The 24,878-nt window shown below is 55.5% G+C and carries 21 protein-coding genes and 1 riboswitch; of the genes, 13 read left to right on the forward strand and 8 right to left on the reverse strand.

Going from position 1 to position 24,878, the window contains the following annotated elements; genetic code table 11:
* The first annotated feature begins 195 nt into the window (after window positions 1-195).
* From aroF to DQG13_RS23985, 5 genes are all read left to right on the forward strand, one after another.
* Complete coding sequence (gene aroF, locus DQG13_RS23965) at window positions 196-1,254, forward strand: 3-deoxy-7-phosphoheptulonate synthase (protein ID WP_113022705.1); 1,059 nt, start codon at window positions 196-198, stop codon at window positions 1,252-1,254.
* A 258-nt stretch (window positions 1,255-1,512) separates the two neighbouring features.
* Complete coding sequence (glnA, locus tag DQG13_RS23970) at window positions 1,513-2,937, forward strand: type I glutamate--ammonia ligase (RefSeq protein ID WP_113022706.1); 1,425 nt, start codon at window positions 1,513-1,515, stop codon at window positions 2,935-2,937.
* 161 nt (window positions 2,938-3,098) lie between these two features.
* Window positions 3,099-3,254, forward strand: a riboswitch (cyclic di-AMP (ydaO/yuaA leader).
* 40 nt (window positions 3,255-3,294) lie between these two features.
* Window positions 3,295-4,134, forward strand: coding sequence for a stalk domain-containing protein (locus tag DQG13_RS23975; RefSeq protein ID WP_113022707.1), 840 nt, complete (start codon window positions 3,295-3,297; stop codon window positions 4,132-4,134).
* Between the two features lie 648 nt (window positions 4,135-4,782).
* The gene (serC, locus tag DQG13_RS23980; protein WP_113022708.1) at window positions 4,783-5,865 is read left to right on the forward strand and encodes a 3-phosphoserine/phosphohydroxythreonine transaminase; all 1,083 of its coding nucleotides are present in this window, start codon (window positions 4,783-4,785) and stop codon (window positions 5,863-5,865) included.
* 155 nt (window positions 5,866-6,020) lie between these two features.
* Window positions 6,021-7,700, forward strand: a complete 1,680-nt coding sequence (locus DQG13_RS23985) for a methyl-accepting chemotaxis protein (RefSeq protein WP_258525833.1) — start codon at window positions 6,021-6,023, stop codon at window positions 7,698-7,700.
* Window positions 7,701-7,722: 22 nt separating this feature from the next.
* On the opposite strand, the gene DQG13_RS23990 is transcribed toward DQG13_RS23985, so the two are convergent.
* Window positions 7,723-8,445: a response regulator transcription factor gene (locus tag DQG13_RS23990; RefSeq protein ID WP_113022710.1), complete on the reverse strand. Its 723-nt coding sequence runs from the start codon at window positions 8,443-8,445 to the stop codon at window positions 7,723-7,725.
* 164 nt (window positions 8,446-8,609) lie between these two features.
* Between DQG13_RS23990 and trmL the strand changes: the two genes are divergently transcribed.
* Window positions 8,610-9,074: a tRNA (uridine(34)/cytosine(34)/5-carboxymethylaminomethyluridine(34)-2'-O)-methyltransferase TrmL gene (gene trmL / locus DQG13_RS23995; RefSeq protein WP_113022748.1), complete on the forward strand. Its 465-nt coding sequence runs from the start codon at window positions 8,610-8,612 to the stop codon at window positions 9,072-9,074.
* A 131-nt stretch (window positions 9,075-9,205) separates the two neighbouring features.
* A complete protein-coding gene (locus tag DQG13_RS24000; protein ID WP_113022711.1) occupies window positions 9,206-9,460 on the forward strand; it encodes an AbrB/MazE/SpoVT family DNA-binding domain-containing protein in 255 nt (84 codons plus the stop codon).
* A gap of 113 nt (window positions 9,461-9,573) precedes the next feature.
* Here DQG13_RS24000 and DQG13_RS24005 read toward each other — a convergent pair whose 3' ends face one another.
* From DQG13_RS24005 to DQG13_RS24020, 4 genes are all read right to left on the reverse strand, one after another.
* Window positions 9,574-10,653 carry a phosphodiester glycosidase family protein gene (locus DQG13_RS24005; protein WP_113022712.1) on the reverse strand — a complete coding sequence of 360 codons (1,080 nt, stop codon included), beginning with the start codon at window positions 10,651-10,653 and terminating at the stop codon, window positions 9,574-9,576.
* Window positions 10,650-11,081, reverse strand: coding sequence for a hypothetical protein (locus tag DQG13_RS24010; protein WP_113022713.1), 432 nt, complete (start codon window positions 11,079-11,081; stop codon window positions 10,650-10,652). The genes DQG13_RS24005 and DQG13_RS24010 overlap by 4 nt, the downstream gene beginning before the upstream one ends.
* Before the next feature lie 113 nt (window positions 11,082-11,194).
* Window positions 11,195-12,790, reverse strand: a complete 1,596-nt coding sequence (locus DQG13_RS24015; RefSeq protein ID WP_113022714.1) for a response regulator — start codon at window positions 12,788-12,790, stop codon at window positions 11,195-11,197.
* On the reverse strand, window positions 12,768-14,582 hold the full coding sequence (locus DQG13_RS24020) for a cache domain-containing sensor histidine kinase (RefSeq protein WP_181592963.1): 1,815 nt from the start codon (window positions 14,580-14,582) through the stop codon (window positions 12,768-12,770). Before DQG13_RS24020 ends, DQG13_RS24015 begins: the two co-directional genes overlap by 23 nt.
* A 166-nt stretch (window positions 14,583-14,748) precedes the next feature.
* On the opposite strand from DQG13_RS24020, the gene DQG13_RS24025 reads away from it, so the two are divergent.
* The 5 genes from DQG13_RS24025 (at window position 14,749) to DQG13_RS24045 (ending at window position 20,303) form a co-directional block, all read left to right on the forward strand.
* Window positions 14,749-15,696, forward strand: coding sequence for a carbohydrate ABC transporter permease (locus tag DQG13_RS24025; protein WP_113022716.1), 948 nt, complete (start codon window positions 14,749-14,751; stop codon window positions 15,694-15,696).
* Window positions 15,696-16,532, forward strand: coding sequence for a carbohydrate ABC transporter permease (locus DQG13_RS24030; protein WP_113022717.1), 837 nt, complete (start codon window positions 15,696-15,698; stop codon window positions 16,530-16,532). Before DQG13_RS24025 ends, DQG13_RS24030 begins: the two co-directional genes overlap by 1 nt.
* 245 nt (window positions 16,533-16,777) lie before the next feature.
* Window positions 16,778-18,037, forward strand: a complete 1,260-nt coding sequence (locus DQG13_RS24035) for an ABC transporter substrate-binding protein (protein ID WP_113022749.1) — start codon at window positions 16,778-16,780, stop codon at window positions 18,035-18,037.
* A gap of 164 nt (window positions 18,038-18,201) precedes the next feature.
* Entirely contained in the window at window positions 18,202-19,473 is a 1,272-nt protein-coding gene (locus DQG13_RS24040; protein WP_258525834.1) for an MFS transporter, read from the forward strand.
* A 131-nt stretch (window positions 19,474-19,604) separates the two neighbouring features.
* Window positions 19,605-20,303, forward strand: a complete 699-nt coding sequence (locus DQG13_RS24045) for a CTP synthase C-terminal region-related (seleno)protein (RefSeq protein ID WP_113022718.1) — start codon at window positions 19,605-19,607, stop codon at window positions 20,301-20,303.
* A 660-nt stretch (window positions 20,304-20,963) separates the two neighbouring features.
* On the opposite strand, the gene DQG13_RS31610 is transcribed toward DQG13_RS24045, so the two are convergent.
* From DQG13_RS31610 to DQG13_RS24060, 3 genes are all read right to left on the reverse strand, one after another.
* Entirely contained in the window at window positions 20,964-22,022 is a 1,059-nt protein-coding gene (locus DQG13_RS31610; protein ID WP_258525835.1) for a polysaccharide deacetylase family protein, read from the reverse strand.
* A 65-nt stretch (window positions 22,023-22,087) separates the two neighbouring features.
* Entirely contained in the window at window positions 22,088-22,795 is a 708-nt protein-coding gene (locus DQG13_RS24055; protein ID WP_113022719.1) for a DUF2161 domain-containing phosphodiesterase, read from the reverse strand.
* A 57-nt stretch (window positions 22,796-22,852) separates the two neighbouring features.
* Window positions 22,853-23,434 (reverse strand): thermonuclease family protein, encoded by a 582-nt coding sequence (locus DQG13_RS24060; protein WP_113022720.1) that lies wholly within the window; start codon window positions 23,432-23,434, stop codon window positions 22,853-22,855.
* A 361-nt stretch (window positions 23,435-23,795) separates the two neighbouring features.
* On the opposite strand from DQG13_RS24060, the gene DQG13_RS24070 reads away from it, so the two are divergent.
* Window positions 23,796-24,479, forward strand: coding sequence for a DUF6483 family protein (locus tag DQG13_RS24070; RefSeq protein ID WP_113022722.1), 684 nt, complete (start codon window positions 23,796-23,798; stop codon window positions 24,477-24,479).
* Window positions 24,480-24,878: the final 399 nt, after the last annotated feature.

Raw genomic sequence — 24,878 nt, forward strand, 5'->3', positions numbered from 1 at the left:
GACGCTAGCCGGTGACAAAGGCTTATAGCCGCAGAGCAAACCACCCGTTTGACGGGTGGTCATGATTGCATGAAAAAAAGTATGAAAAAGGGCTTGACGCGGGGAGTAGAATAGTCTATATTTTCTTTAACGATTAAAAGCGACGAAGCGCACAAGCGTTGAAGCGAAACAATTAGCTAAGGGAGAGTGCCAGGGATGATCGTAGTCACTTCGAATAAAACCAGCCAAGAACGGATTAATGAAATCGTCCGTTATATAGAAAAGCACGGTTTGAGCGCACATGTTTCCATGGGAGAGGACCGCACCGTTATCGGCATCGTCGGGAAATTTGATTCCCAGCTTGCCGAGCATCTGCGCCAGATGTCGGGTGTGGAGCAGGTTGTCCGCATCTCCAAGTCCTACAAGATGGCCAGCCGGGAATTCCATCCCGCGGATACCGTTATCAAGATCAAGGGTGTGGAAATCGGCGGCAGCGAGCTGGTGATTATGGGCGGTCCCTGCGCGGTGGAAACGCCGGAGCAGATCGACGAGATTGCCCGTCTGGTGAAGCTGGCCGGCGGCCAGGTTCTCCGGGGCGGCGCCTTCAAACCCCGCACAGGTCCTTACAGCTTCCAGGGCATCGGCACCGAGGGACTCAAGTGGATGAAGGATGCCGGCGACAAGCACGGCCTTCTGACCATCACTGAGGTGATGACTCCTGAATATGTGGATGTTTGCGCCGAATACGCGGATATTCTCCAAGTGGGCACCCGGAACATGCAGAACTTCGACCTTCTGCGCAAGCTGGGCACCATCCAGACTCCGGTCCTGCTGAAGCGCGGCTTCAGCGCCACCTACGACGAGTTCCTGAATGCGGCGGAATACATTCTGGCCGGCGGCAACCCCAATGTTATGCTGTGCGAGCGGGGCATCCGCACCTTCGAATCCTACACCCGGAACACCCTGGATTTGGCGGCGATTCCCGTGTTGAAGTCCCTGTCCCATCTTCCGGTCATTTCCGACCCCAGCCATGGCACCGGCCGCAGAGAGCTGGTTGTGCCCATGACCAAGGCATCAGTAGCCGCAGGCTGCGACGGACTGATTATCGAAATGCACACGGACCCGGACAATTCCATGACCGGCGACGGCGTACAGTCCCTTTTCCCGGATCAATTCTCCGATCTGCTGGCTGATCTGGAGAAGCTGGCTCCCTTGTGCGGGAAGACCCTCAGCACACGCAAGGAACCGATTCTGGCCGGCTCCTGGAAGAAGTAATATTCGGATTTTGAAATTCCAAATTCATGTAGAAAAGGCTTATTTCCCTGGTGCTCCAGTGGAATAAGCCTTTTTGGGGTGATTTTGTGAAGGATTCATTATGGGGTGTGAACAATGCTGACATGTGCCAAAAAAATACCTTACATAAGTATTGACGCCCTAAAATGAAGGCTATATAATAATGGCAAGTTAAGTAGAAACTTGAACAATGATCGCCATTTCAACGGTGAATGTTCGGAATTAGGGAGGGTAATTATCATGTCTGTTCAAAAAGTACTGGATACCATTAAGGAAAAGGGTATTGAGTGGGTTGATTTTCGGTTTACTGACATTGGCGGCAAATCCCATCACTTGTCTATTCCCGCTGTAGAGGTAGAAGCTGAGACCTTCGAAAACGGCGTTGCATTTGACGGCTCCTCTATTGTTGGCTTCCGGGGCATTGAAGAATCCGACATGGTAATGATGCCGGACACAGAGTCCGCTTTTGTTGACCCGTTCACTGCACATCCCACGCTTGTTCTGCTTTGCGACATTTATACTCCGGACGGAGTGCGTTATGACCGTGACCCCCGCAGCATTGCGGTAAAAGCCGAAGAATATCTGAAAACCACCGGAATCGGAACAGATGCATTTTTTGCTCCTGAATCCGAGTTTTTTATCTTTGATGATGTGCGCTACGAAAGCGGCATGAACAAATCCTTCTACGAAGTGGATTCCGAAGAAGCGGCATGGAACACCGGCCGCAAGGAAGAAGGCGGCAACCTGGCCTTCAAAACCGGCATTAAGGGCGGTTATTTCCCGGTTGCTCCCACAGATACCCAACAAGACATCCGCTCCGAAATGTGCCGTCTTCTGCAAGAAGCTGGCCTTCGCGTTGAACGCCACCACCACGAGGTTGCCACCGCCGGCCAAGGCGAAATCAACTTCCGCTTCAGCACATTGACCAAAACAGCCGACAACCTGCAAAAGTATAAATATATTGTGCAAAATGTAGCCCGCCAATACGGCAAGGTTGCAACCTTCATGCCGAAGCCGCTTTTCGGCGACAACGGCAGCGGCATGCACGTACACCAATCCATCTTCAACGACGGCGCTCCGCTGTTCTACGAGAAGGGCGCATATGCCAACCTGAGCCAGCTGGCTTTGTACTACATCGGCGGTATCCTGCACCATGCACCGTCCCTGATCGCTCTCACCAACCCCTCCACCAACTCCTTCAAGCGTCTGGTTCCGGGTTATGAAGCGCCGGTTAACCTGGTATTCTCCAAGGGCAACCGTTCCGCGGCTGTTCGTATCCCGATTGCTGCCGTAACTCCGAAGGGCTGTCGCATCGAGTTCCGTACTCCGGACTCCACTGCCAACCCGTACCTGGCTTTCGCCGCAATGCTCTTGGCCGGTCTGGACGGCATCAAGAACAAGATCGACCCGACTGCTCTGGGATATGGTCCGTTGGACAAGAACATCTACGAGCTGGCCGACGAAGAGAAGAAGGAAATCCGCAGTGTACCGGGCTCCCTGGAGGAAGCTTTGGACGCTCTGGAAGCGAACCATTCCTTCTTGACCGAATCCGGCGTATTCACCGAAGACTTCATCGCCAACTTCATCGAGCTGAAGCGCGCTGAAGCCAAGTCTGTAGCTATCCGCGTGCACCCGCACGAATACTCCCTGTACTTCGGAGTATAATTCATACCAACTTTAATGATCGCAGCCCCCGGGTTCATCCGGGGGTTTTTTGTTTGGGCGGGCCAGTCCACGATAAGCGCTTCTCATTTCCGGTAAGAGACGGGAGCGCTAAGCCCAACTGTAATATTTTGTGGGTTGATGGAGCTTTGGCCGGTGTGGTAGCCTAAATAAAGCCGAATCCGGTATAGATGCTTCTATATGAACAACCGGTACGGGGGATGATTTACAGGGGTGAATGAGCGCTTGTTATTTTGAGCGCCTAGGGAGCAACCTTCTTCCCGAACCCGTCAACTAACCTCGGAGGCAGGAGACTCATCCGGCAGCAATGCGGATGAAAAACTCAGGAGGCCCACGTTCATGCCAATGGTCAACAAAATGCAAAAATGGGTTGCAGGCGCATGTGCTGCAGCAATTTCTTTCTGTGCCTTTGCGGTTCCCGCTGCACATGCTGAAGTATCCCCGCTGGCGGAAACGCTTACTGTCAAGGTGCAGGTCAACAGCAATCTGATTCAATTTCCCGACGCCCAGCCCTTTATTGATGACCAGGGACGTACCCAGGTGCCTGTACGCTTCGTAAGCGAGGAGCTGGGGTATCAGGTGGATTGGTCCCGCCTGTCCGACGGACAAATCAATGTGCAGCTGAAAAATGACGCGGGGAAAACCCTGACCCTGGAAACCGGCAAATCGACGGCTGTGGTGGACGGTAAAGCCGAAGCCATGGACACGGCTGCGGTGCTGCGGGACGGCAGGGTGTATGTGCCCTTGCGGTTTATTTCCGAGTCAAAGGGAATCCGGGTGCAGTGGGACTCCAACAATTTTATTGCCATTCTCAATGAAGACGGCAACTACCATGCTCCGGCCTGGTATGCGACGCGGATGAAGCTGCTATCCACGTTTACGGCTACGGCATACTCAGCTGATCCTAAGGAAAACGGCGGCTACGGAGCGGTGGATTACTTCGGCAATCCCCTTAAGGTGGGAACCGTCGCGGTAGACCCGGCAGTTATCCCGCTGGGAACCAAGCTGTATGTGGAGGGGTATGATTTTAACGGCCTGCCGGCAGGCGGCATGTATGCGGAGGCGACGGACACAGGCAATGCCCTCAAGGGGAACCGGATCGATCTGTTTGTGCCGGGGTCCCGGGAAGAACTGAAGAAGTTTGGGTTCCAACAGGTCAAAGTATATCTCCTTCCCTAAAAACCACAAACACAAAATGCCAGCCATCCGGAGCAATCCGGGTGGCTGGTTGTTTTTGAGGGGGAAGGCGACGACGGAGACGGCGACTGCAAACGGACGGGTGGGCGAAACGGTGGATGAGAGGCGATGGAGACGGTAACTGTAATCGGACGGTGAGGCGAAACGGTGGTTGAGGGACAGCGGCGTGTGCGTTTTTTGGGCGGCTTCGCCCTTTAGTCATCTGTAGCGGAACTCAGCGACTCTTATGGCGGAAAAAAGCGGGGATTTGGATTTTTGCGGAACTGAGCGACTCTTATGCCGGCCTTATGTGGTGAAAATGGGGGTAATGAGGCTGTGGCAGGGGGATAAGGGCTTCTGGGTTCCGTTAGGACACGAATAAGCCTCAAAAGCTGCTTTAAGGGCTGCTCAGTTCCGCTACGCACGTCCGGGAGCAGGGGTACGCAGTGAATGGGAGAAAACTTCACATGAAACCTTTGAAATTGCTTTCGGTTTATTCTTACGATAAAATAAATTTATCGAACGAAAATTTGGTCCGTAATCGCGGTAAAGAATAAAAGAAAATTTATGTGAATGCGCTTAAACCTACTTGATGATCCTATTGAATCTTGCTATCATAGACACAAACGTGAAGGGTTGGTGTGGAATTTCATGACTAGAGCCTATAATTTTAATGCAGGGCCTGCGGCGCTCCCGCTGGAAGTATTGCAGAAGGCGCAGGAAGAGATTGTTGATTTTAAAGGGATCGGCATGTCCATCATGGAGGTATCCCACCGCAGTAAGGAATACGAAGCGGTCAACGACGAGACCCAACAGCTGCTTCTGGAGCTTCTGGAGCTTCCCGCCGGCTACAAGGTGCTGTTCCTGCAAGGCGGCGCAAGCACACAATTCGCGATGCTTCCTATGAACCTGCTCTCCGCGGGCAAGGTGGGCAGCTATGTCATGACCGGTTCCTGGGCGGAGAAAGCCATCCAGGAGGCCAAACTCATCGGAGAAACCCACATCGCCGCCAGCTCCAAGGAAGGCGTTCTACATATCCCCGCTTTGAGCGAAATTGAAATTCCGGAGAACGCGGCATATCTGCACGTCACCTCCAATGAAACCATCGCCGGCACCCAGTATCAGGAATTCCCGGATACCGGAAGTGTTCCGCTGGTATCGGACATGTCCAGCGACATCCTGTCCCGCCGCATCGATGCCTCCAAGTTCTCGCTGATCTATGCAGGCGCACAGAAGAACCTGGGTCCTTCCGGCGTTACCGTCGTGGTGGTGAAGGAGGATCTGTTCAAGGACGCTCCCAAGACCATTCCCACCATGCTGCGCTATAGCACCTATTTGAAGAACAACTCCCTGTACAACACACCTCCCGTATACTCCATTTACATGGTGAATCTGGTGCTGAAGTGGGTCAAGGAGCAAGGCGGCGTAGCGGCTGTTGAGAAGCTGAACCGCGAGAAGACGGATCTGATCTACAACGCCCTGGATAACAGCGGCGGCTTCTATGAAGGCCTGGCACAGAAGGACAGCCGGTCCATCATGAACGTTACCTTCAAGCTGCAAACCGAGGAGCTGGAGAAGGAATTCCTCGCTTTGGCCAAGAAGAACGGCTTCGTGGGTCTGGGCGGCCACCGCAGCGTAGGCCATCTCCGCGCTTCCACATACAATGCCGTACCTTACGCAAGCTGCAAGGCGCTCACGGATCTGCTGGACGAATTCAAACGCACTCACGGCTGATTTATAGACTGTATGGCAGTTTCTCTAACCCGACAGGATGGTTCCTGTCGGGTTTTTGTGTTTTTATGATATCCGTCACAGAACAATTTGTTAAACGTAGGTAAAATAATGTCAAAAAACCTGACGTAACATTGAAGGAAAAGGGCGGATGCATAGTGAGGCTGACAATAGCACGTAAGCTTATTGGTGGTTTTTTGGCAGTAGTATGTTTTATGGTCATTGTCATTGGCCTGTTCTACCGTTCCCTAAGTGACGTCGAAACACGGTTTCATGCATTGGTGGACACGCGGGTAAAGGTGCTTACCCAGGCCCAATTGATCCAATCCGCAGGTCTTCAGCAGAATGACTACATCCGGGAATATTATTTGACCCAGACCCCGGCTTCAATCGAGCGGATGGCCGAAGCCAATAAACGGGTCATCAGCCTGGTGGAGGAGACGCTCCCCTTTGTCAGCTCCGACGAGGATGCAGAGCGGTTTGAACGCTTGAAGGCTCTGGCGCTGGATTACAAGGAAAGAGTGGACGCCGCATTGGCGATGCCGGCGGACAAGGGCCTGCGGGAGGCGGAGTTCAGTGTATTCCCGGTGGCGACTCAGCTGGCCATACTGGCGGAGAACATGGCCAATGACCAGTTGGCCTTGATGAATCGGGAGCAGCAGACGGTGAAGGACTCCGTTTTGTTCGATAAGCAGCTTGCCTTGGGGGCTGGGATCGGCGCAACGGCGGTCTCTCTGGCCATCGGCTTTCTGATCGCGTATGCCATCTCCCGGCCCATCCGCAAAATCACCGCAGCCGCCAGAGAAATTGCCGCAGGCGATCTCCGGCCCAAGGAATTGAATGTGCGGACCAAGGATGAAATCCAAGACCTGTCCGAGGCCTTCCTGGACATGATGGGCCAGCTTCGGGGGATCATCGGCAAGGTGGAGCTGGAAGCCGCGCAGCTGGTTGAGAGCGCACGGATGCTGAGCTCCAATGCCGAGCTGACCGCGGCGGCCACCCAGCATATTACCGGAACGACCCAGGAGGTGGCTGCAGGCTCCGAGCAGCAGGTCCGCGGCGCAGAGGACAGCGCTAGAGCCATGGAGGAAATGAGCCAGGGCATCACCCGCATAGCCGAGTCATCATCGGCGGTACATGAGGTATCCGTCCAGGCCAGGCAGCAGGCGGACGAAGGCAATGCGGCAGCGCAGCGCGCAGTAAAGCAGATGAACACGGTCTATCTGTCCGCAAGCCGAGGGGCCGAGAATGTGAAGAGACTGGGCGAACGTTCGGAGCAGATCGGGGAAATCATCGGGGTGATGTCGGGCATCGCTTCCCAAACCAGTCTGCTTGCCTTGAATGCTTCCATTGAAGCCGCCCGGGCGGGAGAGCAGGGCAGAGGCTTTGTGGTGGTGGCATCGGAGGTGAAGAAGCTGGCTATCCAGTCGGAGGAGGCCGCCAAGCAGATCAGCGGGCTGATCCGCGAGGTGCAGCTGGAAACGGCTGCGGCGGTGAAAGACATGCAGGAGGGAATGCTGCAAAGCCGGGAGGGGCTGGCTGTGGTGGAATCGGCGGGAGAGGCCTTCGGCAACATCCGCACCGCCATCATTGAAGTGGCGTCCCAAATCGAAGAAGTGTCCGCCACCGCCCAGGAGATATCTGCCGGCACACAGGAGGTGGCAGCCTCCGTAGAGGAAACCTCCCGCATTGCCCGGCAATCCAGCCGGCAAATCCAGGAGGTTGCATCCACCACAGAGGAGCAGCTGGCCTCCATGCAGGAGATCACCGCCTCCGCCAATTCCTTGAACAATATGGCCGAGGAGCTGCAGCAGGCGGTTTCCAACTTCAAGCTGTAATAGCCTGCTTTTTGCCGAGCCGTCAGGAGGTGGAATACTCCCTTGCCGGCTCGCGCAGCTTATATCCCACATTGCGTACGGTAACAATATATTGGGGATTTTTTGCATCCGTCTCAATTTTGTCGCGAAGATGGCTGATGTGCACATCGACAATCCGGGTGTCCCCTACGAAATGGTAGTCCCAAACGCCCAGCAAGAGCTGCTGCCGCGACAGCACCATGCCGCGGTGTTTGCACAAAAAGACCAGCAGCTCAAATTCCTTCGGCGTCAAATCCAGCGGCTTCTCATTCAGCAGCGCCTCACGCTGCTCAGGCGAAACCAGCAGCCCGCCCACCTGGTAAGCAGGGGCCGGCTCCTGCTGCTCCTCAAGCCCGTGCATCCGGGCCCGCCGGAGCAAGGCGTGAATCCGGGAGACCAGCTCCATCGGACTGAAGGGTTTGGTCATATAATCGTCAGCGCCGTTGTCCAGTCCGGCGATTTTGTCGTTTAGCTCCTGCATGGCCGACAGCATAATAATCGGGGTGCGGATGCGGGAATTTCTCAGCTTGCGGCATACCTGAATGCCGTCCAGCTTGGGCAGCATCAGATCCAACACTACCAGATCGGGTTTAAAGGAATGGACCGCCTCAAATACCGCTTCCCCATCCATGACGCACTTGACATCATAACCCGCCTGCTTCAAATTGAAGTCGATGAGGGTGGAAATGGAAGGCTCGTCATCGACAACCAATATTTTTGTCTTCATGGCGACTCTCCTTTGGCTTTTCGGACAAGAAAATGTCTATTGTTTCATCCAGTATGACAGCTTCCTGCTAAGGCGGTATTATGGGATCGTAAAGCTAGTGTAAATTTTTCTGAAAAATGTTGTATAATAGAAAGCCGGAGTCTTAATTTTGCGAGGTGACCATCGTGGCTTTTCATATTGTGCTGGTAGAACCGGAAATTCCGGCAAATACCGGCAACATTGCGCGTACCTGCGCCGCTACGGGGACGCATCTTCATTTGGTGCGGCCGCTTGGCTTTAATACCGATGACAGAACCCTGAAGCGTGCCGGACTGGACTACTGGCATGCGGTGCAGGTTCATTATCATGACAGCTTTCAAGAGGTGAAGGAGCTGTACCCGGAGGGCCGTTTCTTCTGCGCCACCACCAAAACGGACAAGCTGTATACGGACATGTCCTACCGGGACGGGGACTTTCTGGTTTTCGGCAAGGAAACCAAGGGTTTGGGACCGGACATTATCCAGGCCCATGCCGATACTGCCATCCGGATGCCCATGACCGATGCCGTGCGTTCCCTGAACCTGTCCAATTCGGCTGCCATTATTTTGTATGAAGCCTTAAGACAAAACGGGTTTTTGCAACTGAAATAAATCAGCAAACCTTCTATTTACATATTTTTTTAACAATTTTAAGTCAATATTTATGTTTCTAGCAGGGTTTTTTGTATTAATATTGAATTGTTATAGAGCAAGAATAATTATCTTTTAAGGGAGGGGACGTCATGAAACCAGCAGGTGTCGTGCGCAAGGTAGATCAACTGGGCCGCATCGTGTTACCGAAATCGCTGCGGAAACGGTATCAAATGAACGAAGGTGATCCCGTAGAGATTTTGGTTCAAGGCGACCATATTATCTTGGAACGTTACCGTCCGAGATGTGTATTTTGCGGGTCCATGGAAGAAGTGACAGACTTCAAGGAAAAACAGATTTGTTCCGCTTGCCTGCGCGAAATGAACATGCTGTTGAAACAGGCTTGATCCGTTTCCAACGTTCCAAATAAAAAGCACCACGCCCGGCTTTTTGGCCTAAGCGTGATGCTTCTTTTTTTGTGAACATGCGGCGGTGCGCTTGTTCATTCGGGGGATTATTATCACTTGAAAAAAACAAAGTGGGTAGGCATGGAGCGCATCCGGCCGTTGTCCGAGGGGCGGTTGATCAGCTCGCTGCCCCAGACCAGGGTGGAGGAGCCGCCCCCGTCCAGATTGTAAGCATCGCGGATGCCCATCTGCTGCAGCTTGTCCTGCAGCTCCGATAGAGATGCTCCGGCGCTGCCCCGGTCGTCGCCGCCGTCTGTCACAATGAACAGCAGCTGGTCATTCTTGAAATTGCCCACCACTGTACGGGCGGCCCTGTACGGGCTGGTCATCCATTTGACGGGAATGGTCTGCTTCTTGCCGTCCTTCAGCAGAATGGGGGTGAAGGAGGCGCCAAACTGGGGCTTCAGCCTGTCCAGCTCCTCCTGCTTGCTGAACATGCCGCCGATGAGCTGGCGCTGGTCGTTCAGGCCGACAAAGCTTAACTCCTGGGAGGGGAAAAAGCCGTACACGTACTTGCCGTTCTGAATCGTATTGCCAGTGGGGTAGCGTTTGCCGGTGCCGCTTTCATCGGCGAAGCCCCCTGCATTCACTCCGGCGATTCCGCCAAGACGGTTGACGGCGGCCAAGGTGGTTTCGCTTTTGCCGATTTTGTCTCCGGCCAGGGCCATCTTCATGGCCTTGTCCGTTTTCAGCTCCGCCTTCAAGGCGTAGCCCTTATAGGAGGAAGCGGAGAAGGAATAGAGCTTCAGATCGATATTGCCGGAGGAGGCCGAACGGATCGGCGCGCCCAGCACATTGGAGATCCGCCGCTCAAAAATCTGCGCAGGCTTGTTCGTTTGCTCCGAGGCTGTCTTCAGCATCAGGGAAACCTGGGCGGCGCTTTCGTTATACAGGTCGTAGTGCTTCAGAATGGTAGACTGAATGGCGGAGCTGTCCTGGGAGGCTTTCTCCAGCTTGCCGGCGAGGCCGGCGGTATCCTCGGACAGATTCACCTGGGGCAGCTCCGCGGAAGACATGGCGGCAATGGGAGGCATCAGCCGGGTGCTGTCGGTAAACAGCATCCAGACCGCCATTCCCAGAAAAGGAGCGGTGGCCAGAAGAAACAGCCGGTTGATGGCTTGTTTATGGTTCATTTCAGCACATCCAGATTATGCTGGAGCTCCTCCAGCTGTTTCTTGACCTCGGCCAGCTGGGTATAAAGCTGGTTGCTGTTGTCGGTTTTGCTGTTGGCGCTGTCCCTGGTAAAGGCCAGAAGCTCATTCAGGGAATCCACCTTGGTCTGGAGCTGGGCGATCTCGGTTTGGAAAGCGGCCTTCAGATCGCCGATCTGGGTCTGGTAATCCTGCTGGATGGCTTCCAGCTGCGTCTTGTTCTGCACTGCAATCTGTTCCGCGATTTGGCCCCGGAGATGATCGCTGTAGGCTTTGGTCCCCCATACCCCCAAAGCGATCAAAAAGACCCAGGCCATCAGAAGAATGGCGTAAGTATGCTTCTTTTTGGAAGTGGTGGATTTGACGCCGCGCATATACGTCTCTTGTCTGGCGTCCAAAGGCAAGCTCATGAACATGTCACCTCAAGGAGAAATTTAAATTGTCCGCCATTAGTATAGCATAGGTCTTCCGCCAGGGGCGAGGGACTTTAGTGGCGATTGCTGTCAGAGAGGTGAAGAAACGGTTACGATCTGTCGCCTCTTCCCGAATTCCTGCGGTATTCACCGGGAGATTGGCCGGTGAGCTTCTTGAACACCTTGCTGAAATATTTTTCGTCCTGATACCCGACGAGAAGGGCCACCTGACACAGACGGAAGTCCGGATTCAAAAGCAGCAGCTTGGCTTTTTCGATGCGGATGCGGGCAATATAGTCGGACAGGTTTTCTTTAAGCTCCTGCTTGAATTTGCGGGAGATATATTCCCGGCTGAGATAGAAGCGGTCGGCTATGTCCTGAAGGGAGATTTCCTCCTCGGCATGCTCCCGCAGGTAATGGGCAATTTCATAGATGGCGTGCCTGTCCTCCCGAAGCTGCCGGGTATGAAGGTCCGCCAGTAGCAGCAATTGCCCGGCAGTCCGGCGCTCCCACTCCGGCAGCGACAGGCTGCCGTCCGGCTCCAGGGGAATGGCGGGCTCCGGCAGCTCCGCGCCGTCCTTGGCCCAGCGCGCCTGAAAAAGCGCAAATTCCTGCTTCCACAGCTCCAACTGGTCCACGGTAATGCGGCTCCACTGCCGGATATCCGCGAAGAGCTTGCCCGCCGCCGCCGCAATTTTCTCCTCGTGGGCGCTTTGGACAGCCAAACGCAGCTCCTCCTCATACTCCCGGAAGGGAAGCGGACGGAAGGCAGGCTCCTGCCCGGGCAGAGCCTCGTGAGTCCATCCCTCGCGCTTCAGCAGATTGCGGCTGCGCAGGGTTTGCAGCGCTTCCCGGTAGGCGGTGGACAACCCCTGGGGAAAGGGGGCGGCGCGGCTGAGCCCCATATCGAAGCTGCCGCCAAGAGTCTGCCGGATGCCGCCGGCAATGCGCCGGAGCTCCTCGCCCGCGCTGCCGGTGCGCCGCCAGATCAGCAGCACGATGGCGCCGGCGCCGTCCCCATGACGGAAGGCGTGGCCGGTTTTGTCCCGGCTGAGGTACTCGTTGCAGATATTCAACAGCGAAAAATAGAGCAGATCCATGCCGGAGGCGAACTTGCGGCGGATATCCGGCGGGATGTCCGACAGCCCGATAACCCCTATCCGGCACTCCCGGTTGTCCGGGGAATACCCCAAATCGCGGATCAGACTGTCCTTCAGCTTCCCGTAATAGGAGACGTCCTCCAGCAGATTGGACAGCATCCGCTCCCAGTACACCGGCTTAATTTGGTTAACCTCCATATTATGCTCCTGCTGTCTGCGCTCCGACTCCGCCTCCAGCCGCCGGCTGTCCACCGCCTTCTGAATGGCCTCCGCCAGCTCTGCCGGATCGATGGGCTTGAGCAGATAGTCCTGCCCGCCGCATTTCACCGCCGTGCGGACCAGCTCGAAATCATCGTGGCCGCTGATGACAATCACCTTGGTGCGGGGGCAATGCTCCTTGATCCATTCAAGCAAGCCTGTGCCGCCCATCCCCGGCATCAGCATATCGGTGAATACCAGATCCGGCTGAAGCGCGGGAATAAGCCGGACCGCCGTTTCTCCGTCCTCCGCCTCCTCCACGCCGGTAATGCCGAAGGAAGGCCAATCCGCCAAAAGACGGATGGCGTGCCTCACATGCTTCTCATCATCCACGATCAATGCCTTCATGATGCAAACCTCCTTCTTGAAGCGGAATATAGAGCTCCACACGCAAGCCGCCCTCTTCCGGCGATTCCACGGTCAGAACCGCTTGCGGATTATAATACAGCCGGATGCGGGCAATGACATTCAGCAATCCGATGCCGCTGTCCTCTCCGTTTTCGGCAGCCGGCCCCTGGCGGAGCTTCTCCCGGAGAGCCGCCAGCTCCCCGGCGGACATGCCCTTGCCGTTGTCGGTTACTTCGATCCGCAGCTCCTCATCCGGGGACAGGCTTGCGGCGATGAGGATGCGTCCGCCTGCTGTGGAGTCGTAGCCATGCTTGAAGTAATTTTCAACCAGCGGCTGGAGAATCATCTTGGGAACGGGAATGGCCAGAGTACCGGGCTGCGCCCTGATTTCCACCTGGAGCTTCTCGTCGAAGCGCTGCTGCTGAAGCTCCAGATAACCCTTGACATAATCGATCTCCTGCTGCAAGGACACGATGGTCTTGTCCGTATTCATCTGATACCGCATCATCCTCCCCAACGAGGCAATCAGGGCGTAAATCCGGTTCTCCCCGTGCTGGAGGGCCAGGGTGCCGATGGACTGCAGGGCATTGTTGAGAAAATGCGGGTTGATCTGGGCCTGGAGCGCCTTGAGCTCATTGATCCGGTTGGCCAGCTTCAGGGCGTATTCCCGCAGAATAAGCTCGTTTAGGGACTGCATCATAATCCGGAAGCGGCGGGCCAGAATGCCGATTTCATCTGTGCTTCTGGAGTCGATCTCCACATGGAGCTGGCCGGCCTGAATTTTATTGATGGCGGAGATCAGCGACTGGATCGGCGCGGTGAAACGGATGGAAATCATAACGGTGGCGATAATGACAATAATCAGAAACAACGTGTACACTCCGGCGTTGATCCGGGTGAGATCGCGGGCATCCTCGTACAGATGACTGTAGGGAATCTGCTTGACCACGGTCCATTCCATAAAGGGGGTTTCCATCTTCTGGTAGATGCTCATGCCGCTAAAATCCCCTTCCTTCCATTCGAAGCTGCCTTCATCGGCGGTAAGCTGGGTATGCCAGCTGCTTGCCGGTTTGCTGCCCCATTCGGAAGGGAGCTTGCTGTAAACAATTGTTCCATTTTCATCCAAAATGTACAGGTTTTCATATTGGGGATTATACAGCTGGGTGCAAATCCGCTCCAGAAAATCCGGACGCAGATCTACCGACATCAGGCCCAGCTGCTGAACCGCGGGCACATTATAGATGGGGCGGTGCAGGGTGAATACCGGGTAAGGTTCGTTTTTGGGAAAATAGCTGACGCCGTAATCATGGGCCGGATGGGTGGCCTCCATATAGGATTGGTAGCCTGCAAAAGACCGTGGCTCCGCCGTAGTACCGGCGCGCTCCCGGGGGGAGCTGACCAGGCGGCCGTTGACATACAGGAAATGCTCGCCGGATTCATACAAATCCAGATGGACCTGGGCTATCTCGCTGACGGAGCGGCTGACCAGCTGTACCGCACGGAGCAAATCGCTGCGCTGGTCAATATTGCCCTGATAGCCGCTTTGCAGGATGTTGAACACCCGGTAATCACTGTAAGCGCTTAATGTAGCCTGATCGATAATACTGAGATAATGGATCAGATTGGTTTTGCCCTGAAAGATCAGATTGCGGTTCTCGTGGATGGTATTCTTCCTGACGGTTTCCTTGTTGTACGAATAGGTGATGAGGATGGAGGCGGCGATGGGAATAATGGTGGCGATGAGCATAAACAGAATCAGCTTGTTGCGGATGCTCCCCTTGATCCGAATCATGGGCATAAGCTCCCTTCCAAAAGCGGGCCAGGTCAATATTTTACACTTTACTTGTCATCTGGCGATGTGTTCTCCCTATACGGCTTTTTCTATACTTAGTGTATAAGGAATTGCGCACCCGGTAAAGCCTCATTTGGGGCCGGGAGCCTGGAGGGGAGTGTCGGATATGACAAACGGACAATGGGAGGAATCACTTGCGCCTGCCGCAAGGGCAGCGGATGCTCCAGGCGGAAGAAGAGCCAGGCGGCGCAGAGAGTGGGGAGTGCAGCTGGTATTTGTGGGACCCGCGTTTGTGTTTTTCAGCGCCATCGTGCTGCTCCCTTTTTTCCTGGGGATGTATTATTCCTTCACTGACTGGAATGGGGTCAACTCGGATATGGCCTGGGTGGGGCTGGAGAATTTCAGGCAAATTTTTACCGGGGACCGGGCTTTTTGGGAGGCGTTTTCGTTCACGGCCCGCTTCTCTGTATGCAGCGTAGTATTGATGAACCTGCTTGCGTTTGCGCTGGCTTTCCTGCTTACCCGGCCTCTCAAAACAAGGAATATTCTGCGCACTATCTTTTTTCTGCCCAACGTGATCGGAGGATTGCTTCTGGGCTTTATCTGGCAATTTATCTTCATCAAGGGTTTCGCCTCCATCGGCGCAGCCACCGGAATCGGCTTCTTCGAGCTTCCTTGGCTGGGGGATGAGCGGACCGCCTTCTGGGGCATTCTGATTGTGAGCATCTGGCAGGGAGCCGGTTATCTGATGATTATTTACATTGCCGCTTTGGTCAATATTCCGGCTGAGCTGCTGGAGGCCGCCCGGATCGATGGGGCCACTGTCTGGGACACCTTGAAGAATATTATCCTTCCCCTGGTGATGCCGGCGGTTACGGTTTGCCTGTTTTTGGCTATCTCCTGGGCCTTCAAAATGTTCGATCTCAACATGTCCTTGACCAAAGGGGGACCCTTCCGGTCTACAGAATCCGTTGCGCTTAACATCTATGCCGAAGCCTTCCAGAATAACCGCTACGGTCTGGGGACGGCCAAGGCGCTCCTGTTCTTCCTGGCGGTAGCGGCCATTACCGGCCTGCAGGTCTTCCTTACCAAGCGCAAGGAGGTGGAAGTATAATGAATACAAGCCGGTCCTACAATTCCCGGATTTTTGTGGCGGAATGTTTGGCGATTCTGCTGGCGCTGGTGTTTTTGACCCCCTTCTATTTCGCCGTCATCAATTCTTTCAAAAGCTTCGGCGATCTTCTGACCGATTCCGCCGGCTGGCCCAAGTCCTGGCATCCGGGCAACTATTCCCGGGCGTGGAGCCTTCTACGATTTCCCCGGGTGTTCGGCAACTCGCTTCTGATCACAGTAATCGCCAATGCAGGGCTGGTGGTGATCAGCGCCATGGCCGCCCACCGGATGATCCGGGTGCCAACCCGGTTTAACAAAGGGGTGTTCGGCTTATTCGTCGCCTCCATGATTATCCCGTTCCAGTCCATTATGATTCCCCTGGTCAAGGTGGTCAGCGCGCTGGGCATCCAAAACAGCTACGTGGGTATCATTATCTGCTATTTCGGCTTTGGCACCATGCTGTCGGTGTTTCTGTATCACGGCTATATGAAATCCATCCCCAAGGAGATGGAAGAATCCGCTGTGGTGGACGGCTGTTCCCCCTACGGCGTATTCTGGAGGATCGTGTTTCCCCTGCTGAAGCCGATGACGGTTACGGTGCTGCTTCTAAACAGTCTGTGGATCTGGAATGACTTCCTGCTGCCTCTTCTGATCCTGAGCAGTCCCGGCCTGCGGACCATCCCCCTTGCGGCCAGCTCGTTCTTCGCCCAATACACCAAACAATGGGACTTGGGTTTGGCTTCGCTGGTGCTGGGCATCATTCCGATTATTATCTTTTTCCTGGCCATGCAAAAGCATATTATTGAAGGCATTACCGCCGGCTCTGTAAAGGGATAATGGCTCGGGTGAAAAGGGATAGTGGCCCGGATGAAAAGGGATAGTGGATCAAGTGAAATGGATGTTTGTCACATTTATGTGACTGTTTAACAATATCTTGCACCTTTTTGATCAATCCCGGAAGTGGGATGCCCCGGGGCGGTCCTCTATAATCGGATCAGAACCATAAACCAAGGTAAGAAGGGGAGATTTCGGTGAAAAAGAAATGGATAACGGCCGGTGTGGCATTGACTCTTATTGCAGGTATGGCGGCAGGCTGCGGGGGTGGAAACGATACGCCTGCGGCGGCAGGCTCCGCACCGGGGGCAGCCTCGCCGGCAGCCAAGAAGAATGTGACGGTGAAGATCTTCCAGTTCAAGGTGGAAATTGCCGAGCAGATGAACCGGATGAAGGCGGAATATGAGGCGTCGCATCCCGGTGTCAAGCTGGAGATTGAAACGGTAGGCGGCGGAGCGGATTACGGCGCGGCGCTGAAGGCCAAGTTCGCCGCCAATGAAGCCCCGGATATTTTCAACGTGGGAGGTTATTCGGAACGGGATGTGTGGCTGGAGCATCTGGAGGATTTAAGCGGCGAGCCCTGGGTCAAAAATGTGGTGGAGGTGGCCAAGGAGCCGATGCTGAAGGACGGCAAGCTGTACGGCATGCCGCTGGGGATTGAAGGCTACGGATATGTGTACAACAAGGACCTCTTTGCCAAGGCAGGCATCAAGGATACCCCCAAAACCTTGAGCCAACTGGAAGAGGCGGCCAAGAAGCTGCAGGCGGCGGGCATTACCCCGTTTGCCAACGGTTATCAGGAATGGTGGATTCTTGGCCTGCATAACCTGAATGTGGCTTTCGCCAACCAGAAGCCCAACCCCGACGCCTTCATTAAAGGCTTAAATGACGGCACCCAGAAATTCAAGGGCAATGCGGTGATGGAAAGCTGGCTGAAGCTTCTGGACCTGACCCTGAAATACGGCAACAAGAACCCGCTGACCACGGATTACAACTCCCAGGTGACCCTCTTCGCCAAAGGGGAGACGGCCATGATGCAGCAGGGGAACTGGACCCAGGTGCAGATCAACGGCATTAACCCCAATATTAAGCTGGGCTTGCTGCCTATGCCTATCGGCGAGGATGCTGCGGAGGGCGACAAAATTCTGACCGGCGTCCCCAATAACTGGGTGGTGTGGAATAAGTCCAAAGCCAAGGAGGAGGCCAAGGAATTCCTGAACTGGATGGTTTCCTCGGATGCGGGCAAGAAGTACATTACCAAGGAGTTCAAGTTTATTCCGGCCTTTACCAATATTCCCGCCGATCCGGCGGATCTGGGGGACATCGCCGCGGATATTACCCGGTACTCCAAGGACAACCGGCTCCTCTCCTGGAACTTCATGAAGTTCCCCGACGGGGCGGGACAGGAATTTGGCGCTTCCATGCAGGCTTATGCGGCGGGGAAGAGCTCCAAGGAGCAGCTTTTTGACGCATTCCAGAAAACATGGGATAACCTAAAGAAAAAGTAAGGGAGAACGTGCGAATACTGCCTCCGGCTGAAGAGCCGGGGGTTTTTTGCGGTTATGGGGGCCATATGCCCCTTCGCGGCGGCTCAAGGATGCGGATGCTGTGTTACAATATGAGTGAAAGAAGAGGAACTGTCTTTATAACAGCATCATGGGAGCGGATCAATTTGAGGGCAGGTTTGCAGGGGTTCATCAAAGGCTTGGGGGCAAGACGCACGGTTGCGCCGCCTGAGCGCAGATTGGGCCGGGAGGCGAAGGTATCGCTTCTGATCCATTCTTTTTTTCAATTCGGCGCTTCCATGTCCGGTGTTTTTCTGAACCTGTATTTGTGGCGGCTGACGGAGAGCATCTGGGTGAACGGCATGTACAACATCATCAACTACGCCGTTGCTCCTTTTGCTTTTATGCTGGGGGGCTGGCTGGCCAAAAAAACCGACCGGATGTATTCCTACCGGCTGGGGCTGCTTCTCATCTCCGCCTTCTATATCTGCGTGGTGGCGGCGCAGGAGCTGGTAGCGGAATGGTATCCGGTGTTTGCCGTTTTCGCCAGCTTGTCCAGCGCCTTCTATTGGGTGGGCTATCTGGTTCTGATGTACGATGTTTCGGATGAGCGGAACCGCATCCACTATCTGGCCATGAACAGCATTTTCTTCACCCTGGCCGGTCTGGTGGGGCCCGCATTGGCAGGCCGGGTCATTGCCCTGAACGACGGGCTGCACGGCTATATTATCGTGTTTGGCATCGCCTTTTTCATGTTTCTGCTGGCCGCCGTGGGCAGCCTCAAGATCAAGGCCAAACCCTCCCGGCACAAGGCTTATTATTTGAAGCATACGCTCTTAATGATGAAGCGCAGCCCGGAATGGATGAGGGGACTGTGGGGATTTTTCGCCATGGGGCTGCTGCAGGGCATCATGCTGTTTTTGCCCAATATCCTGCTGTATCAGGTTATGCCCCGGGAGGATCATATCGGCTATATGAGCGTGCTGTTTTCCCTCATTACCATTGCCATGGGGATGCTCATCTCCCGGTTTGCCAAAACGGAGCATACCACCCTGTACCTGTGGATTTCCGGGGGTGGTTTGATTGCCGCGGCGTCCCTGCTTTTGGCGGGATTGTCCCTGTGGTCGGTCATTTCGTTCATGGTGCTCTACTCCTTCTTCAACCCGCTGCAGGGCAATACCTTAACCTCCCACTACTACAACCATGTGGGCAAGCTGCCCCTGAAGGGCAATTTCCGGGTGGAATCGGTGGTGCTGCGGGAGACCTTCCTCAATGCGGGACGGGTTATCTCCATCGTAGTGCTGATCCTGCTTCTGCAGGAGGTGGCAGGCCGGCAGTTGGCCTTCATTCTCTTGGGCGGCGCGGTCTGCCAGCTGATCCTGCCGATGCTCATCGGGCAGAAGAGCGCGGGAACGAAGCGGCAGGCGGGACGGGCTTAATTGTAAATCGCGAATACCCCGATAAAGCTCCCGACAGGCTTATGCCCTGGCGGGTTTCTTTTTTTTGGGGAAGCAGGAATTTCCCGGACCGGATGAGAATTCTCTAGGATTAACGAGAAGGAGGGAGCAAGATGAGAAAAACCATTGCTGTGGTTGGGGAATTCCGCGGAAATTCCAAGCCCCAGGCGGCGCTGAATGCCGCGTTGGAGGATATCCGGGACGGCTTCGGCTATCCTGTGGATTACGAGTGGGTGGATACGGATGAGGTTGAGCGCAGGGGAGCCGCGCTGTTGAAGGGCTACGCGGGCATATGGAGCGCGCCGGGCAGCCCGTTCCGCAGCCTGGAGGGGACGTTGGCCGCCATCTCGTATGCAAGGCGGAATAAGGTGCCGCATTTGGGCACTTGTGCAGGCTTTCAGCACACCATTCTGGAGTATGCCCGGAATGTGCTGGATATTCCGGAGGCGCAGCATGAGGAGTACAATCCGGATGCGGATGTGCTGTTTATTACCCGGCTCGCTTGCTCCCTGGCGGGGCAGGAGCTGGAGATTCTGCTGGAGGAAGGAACGTTGGCCTATTCCTGCTATGGGGAGAAGCAGGCCACGGAAAGCTACTACTGCAACTTCGGCATCAATCCCGGGTTCAGGGAGAAGCTCACCCACAGCGGCTTGCGCCTATCCGGCAAGGACCGGGACGGGGAAGTCCGGATTGTGGAGCTTGCCGGCCATCCCTTTTTTGCCGCCACCTTGTTCGTCCCCCAGACCCGCTCCACAAAGGAGAAGCCGCATCCGCTGATTCTCCGGTTCGTCCAGGCTTGTGCGGAGCAATAGGCGGTGTGCATAACGGCAAAAACCGGCTGTTTTGCCTGCCATAACGGAACGGTGATCTTCCGTATGGCGGTAAAACGCCGGTTTTTTGTTACCCCATCGGAAAGTTGAACTTCGTTAAAGCCATAAAGCGAAACGAAGAGCATTGTGATTGGCAAAAACTACGTCTAAGGACGTACCCGCTTCTTCGAAAATACTCCGATAGGAGTTTTTCTCCCATATCTATTTCCGGCTGAAGCGAGTTTAATGCAAAAGTGCACTTATTTCATGGATCAGCCGCTGAAACGGAGGGGCCATCATGCAAAAGTGCAGTTAAATCACGCGGATTTCAGCTTTTGGGGCGGTTTCAAGCGAAAATAAGTGCACTTTTGCATGAAGAGAGCGAAAAAGAGGGCTCGCGGCTAAAAATAACTGCACTTTTGGCATGATAGCATTGGTAGGATATGGATCACGCGCAGTCTATACAGAACTCAGTGAGTCTTGCTGTCCAATAGATAGCTGAGTAGTTACAAATATGCTCGAAAAATCATATGCAGCTTCAGCACCGGGAGAACGTGGCCCCTGCCGCAGGTCATCCGTTTCTCCGAAGTGCTTCGTAAACGCGGTCGCTCATCCTCGAAATGCTCCGATAGGAGTTTTTATCAATGGAGATGAAAGCTTCTGCTACCACTTGGTCAGCTTGCGGACCAGGGCGGACAGATCCTCCTCGCCGTTGACGAACACCCGCTTCAGCTTGTAGGGATGCTGTTTGGGGGTAGTTTTGCCCTGATCGATGGTGAAGGCGTAGCGGAAGCCGTTGTCCTTGAGAATCTGGAGCGTCGTGTTATTGTACTCGCCGTAGGGATAGCAGAACACGTCAGCCGTTACCCCCAGCTTTTCCTCAATCTGCTTCCGCGCTTCGGTAATCTGCCAGGCCTGCTCCTCCGGTGTCAGCTTGGTCAGGTACGGGTGGGTCATGCCGTGGGGCATAATGTCCCAGCCGCTGTCCCGCAGATCCTCGGCCTGCTCCCAACTGATGAAGCGCTTATCGTCCATCACTCCCGGGGACATGAAGAGGGTTGCGGGAAAGTCCAGCTTGGAGAGCAGGGGCATGACCGTGCTGTGGTTATCCACATAACCGTCGTCGAAGGTCAGCAGCACCGGTTTTTCGGGAGCGGCCGTCCGGCCCTCCATAATATCGGAAAACTCCGCCATGGTTAAGGGGTGGTAGCCGTTATCGGCCAGATATTGCATCTGCTCTGTGAACTTGGCGGGGCTGATCACCGCGGTGCTGCCCGGCATAACCTGAACGCTGTGGTAATACAGCACCGCAATGGAAACCTTGGGACTCCCGGAGCCGCCGTTATAGACGGAAGCGGTGACGCTGGTCCCGGCTGTCGCAGGCGTGGTTGATGGCGCAGCGGGGGACGGGGGCCCGGAGGAGTCCGGGGCTGCGGCCAGGGTGGAAATAGCGGCGGAAGCCTCCGGTGATGGTGATGCGACCACCGCCTCTGTGCCGATTGCTGCGGCAAACTGGTCAGGGGAGGAGGCGGTCTCCGTTTCTTCTGCCGCCGCCCCGCTCTCTGCGGGGGATGGGGAAGCGGGCTCCGCCGTTTGCGCCACCTGGGCCAATGCAGGCTCAAAGGGCTTATCCCCCATATCAAACAAAACCGGAACGGCCACCGCTGCCAGAAGCAATACGACGGCGCCTGCATACAAAGCTGCGCGTTGACTCATTTTCATAGCAAGAACCTCCCTAAAGGTTAACGTGCCTAGAGTCTATCCATTCGATTCAGGGCGCCCGCGGCTTAATCGGGTACCGTCCAGCCGTTTACAACTGTTTCGTATAAGCGGAGAGCTTCCTTGCCTGTTGGCGTGAGCTCATACGTGCCCCTGTTCACCCGCCGGTACCATCCGTAGTAGTTTTTTTGGAGAATGGAGGCGATTTTGGGGCTGCCGGTCAGCTCCCGCAGGCGCGCCGTGGTCAAAGGACCGTGGGTGTCCATGGCCAGGGCGCAGCGGAGAGCGGTTTCCCGGTAGCCGGTGACCAGCTTCCGTCGGGTGCTGCCGCCCACGTTGTAGTCGGCGGAGCGCTGGCGGAATTCCGCTACGAGGCTTGCGGTGCGCCGGGCTGTCCGCTTGGGGGCGTACGGCTCCGGGTCGCACTGGATGTGTACGACGGGTTTCTTGGTTTTGTAGAAGCGGACGGTGAGCAGCCCAACGCCGATCCGCCGGCACAGCCGGGCAATATCGTTCCAGGCCAACCCGTGGGGAGCGCGTCCGGTGGGGCTCATCTCCACGGCCAGATATACCCGGTCGGAGGTGCGCAGCCGGTCCAGCCCCTGGATCAAAAGCGGCAGGTTGAAGCTGCGCTTCAGCTCCACAATAACCGGGTCTTCTCCGTTTTTCAGCGCCACCAGATCGCAATGCTTCACCTCACCCCTGACCTCGTAGCCCTTGGCCTCAAAAAAATGCTTCACCGGCGCGTATAGCTCTGTTTCGTGTTGAATAGCCATGCTGATGCTTTCCTCCTGAACAAACTGAAAGTTGAATGCGCCGGCGGGGCTTGCGGCTCATTGCCGGCTTTGCTCCCGAGGCGAAGAGGAAGGGGAGGGAGACTCCCGGAAGCCTCTGTCCGATACATAGTTCTCCAGGCTCCAGATGCCTTTGCCTTCGGCCTGGGCTTTGGCGGCTATGCCGCGGAAGTCCTCCACATACTTCACATCCGGCGGAAACACCGCCACACGGGCCAGCCCCTCCTCCAGCAGCAGCCGGTTCACCATTTTGTCATCCAGCCATACATAATAGAGGGAACGGCCATAGGTATCCTTCGCCGATACATCCCGCTCCAGCCGCACCTTCTTGCCGGTCAGGAGCTTGCGGGTGAATGCGGCCGCTTCCGCACCGAAGGGCTGGGGCTCCTTCTGCCCCGGTTTGTTGATTTCCGGCGTATCCACCAGAATCATCCGCACCGTTTCCTTGCGGCTGCCGATGGAGACCTGGATGGTATCCCCATCGATGGTTCTTGTAACCGTTGCCTCTGCCGAACCGCCGATTCCGGGGGAGGCCGTCCCTGCAGGAACAGCTGCACCCCGTTCGCTGGAGCAGGCAGCCAGCAAAAGACAAAGGGTCCATATCCATCCCCATTTTTTCATGTTTTCCGTCTCCTGAGCCAATTGGTGTTCACACAGTCCGCCTCACCGGATGGGGGACGCCGCTGGTGTACCTTGTATTTACCCGAATCCATGGGGAAATTAATCCATTCCCATTTACAATTCCACAAGACTTGGCATATTTCCTGCACGCTCTTTCAACGGTGGAAAATAGAGGCAGGCGGAGTCCGGGGGAATCATGGTATAGTAAAAGGAATGAATGTGGAGCTCCCATTGGAGCCGATGCTCTATTTTATGCGGGAGACGGACAAGGTTATGATGAAGATATGATCAGGGACTGTCTTAACACTCCGAGGGCTCCGTGAGCGGGGGGAAGACAAGTCCCCGGGGGGAGGGAATGCGCTTGTTTCAACGGGACTATATTCTGCGCATGATCGAGCAGCTGTCCCAGGTGATGGCCCGGCTCCTGATGCTTAAGTCTCTGGAGGAGCGCCAGGAAGCCCTGGTTCTGCTGGAGGAATTCTACGGCAAGCTGCGTCTGCCTCCGGCCCGGCTGCTCCTGCGTATGCCCGACCCGGAGCTGCTTGCCCTGATCAGCACCAACGGCCAGCCTGATCTGGACAAGGCTGTTGGTCTGGGAATGCTCCTGAAGGAGGAGGGCCGGGTCCATGAGTCTATGGAGCAGTATGGGGAGAGCGGGGAGCGTTTCCGCAAGGCGCTGTATCTGTTTCTGACGGCGGAGCGCCTGGGTGCGGATATGCCCGGCGCGGACTGCCGCGGCTTGATTGAGGAGACCCGGGAGTTGCTGCGGCCATACTTTATTCCGGAGCATACGCTGCTGCTGCTGCTGGATTATTACACCTCCGCGGGACAATATGCCTTCGCCGAGGATGCGCTGTTCGAACTGCTGGAGCAGGAGGTGTCTCCGGCCGGACGACAGGCGGGGGAACGCTTTTACCGGATGCTCCAGGAGGTGCCCGACGAGTCGCTGGAGGAAGGCCGGCTGCCCCGCCATGAGCTGGAGCAGGGCCGCGCGGATCTGCGGCGGCTGGCGGAGCGGGGGGACGCAAACTCCCGCTTGGGATGAGGCGACGGCAGCAGCTATTCCGGTCCGCAAGAAGGAGCTTGAGATGATAGAGGAAAGCTGGATGATAGCGGAAAGCTGGATGATAGCGGAAAACCGGCTTCCGCTATTGGCTTGTATGAAGCATAGTCGGGCCCGGGGGTGGCTCTGGTGCATGTGATGCGGACTCAGGTGAAAAACCGGCTTTTTTTCTTCCACGCGGACAGACGATCCGTTATGAGGCGGAAAACAGCCGGTTTTGGCGGTCCATCGGACATTTAACGGATCGTGAGTCCGCGAAATCCTCAAATGGGCACAAATTTGAAAATTAGCGGAACGTATGTCCGGATAGCTGTCCATTCAGGTTTGGGAGCCGCCCCACACTCGATTTATATCCGCCCCTTCCGCATCTGCCTCCCGATC

This window comes from Paenibacillus sp. YN15 (assembly GCF_003285005.1).
Classification (GTDB): Bacteria; Bacillota; Bacilli; order Paenibacillales; family NBRC-103111; genus Paenibacillus_AR.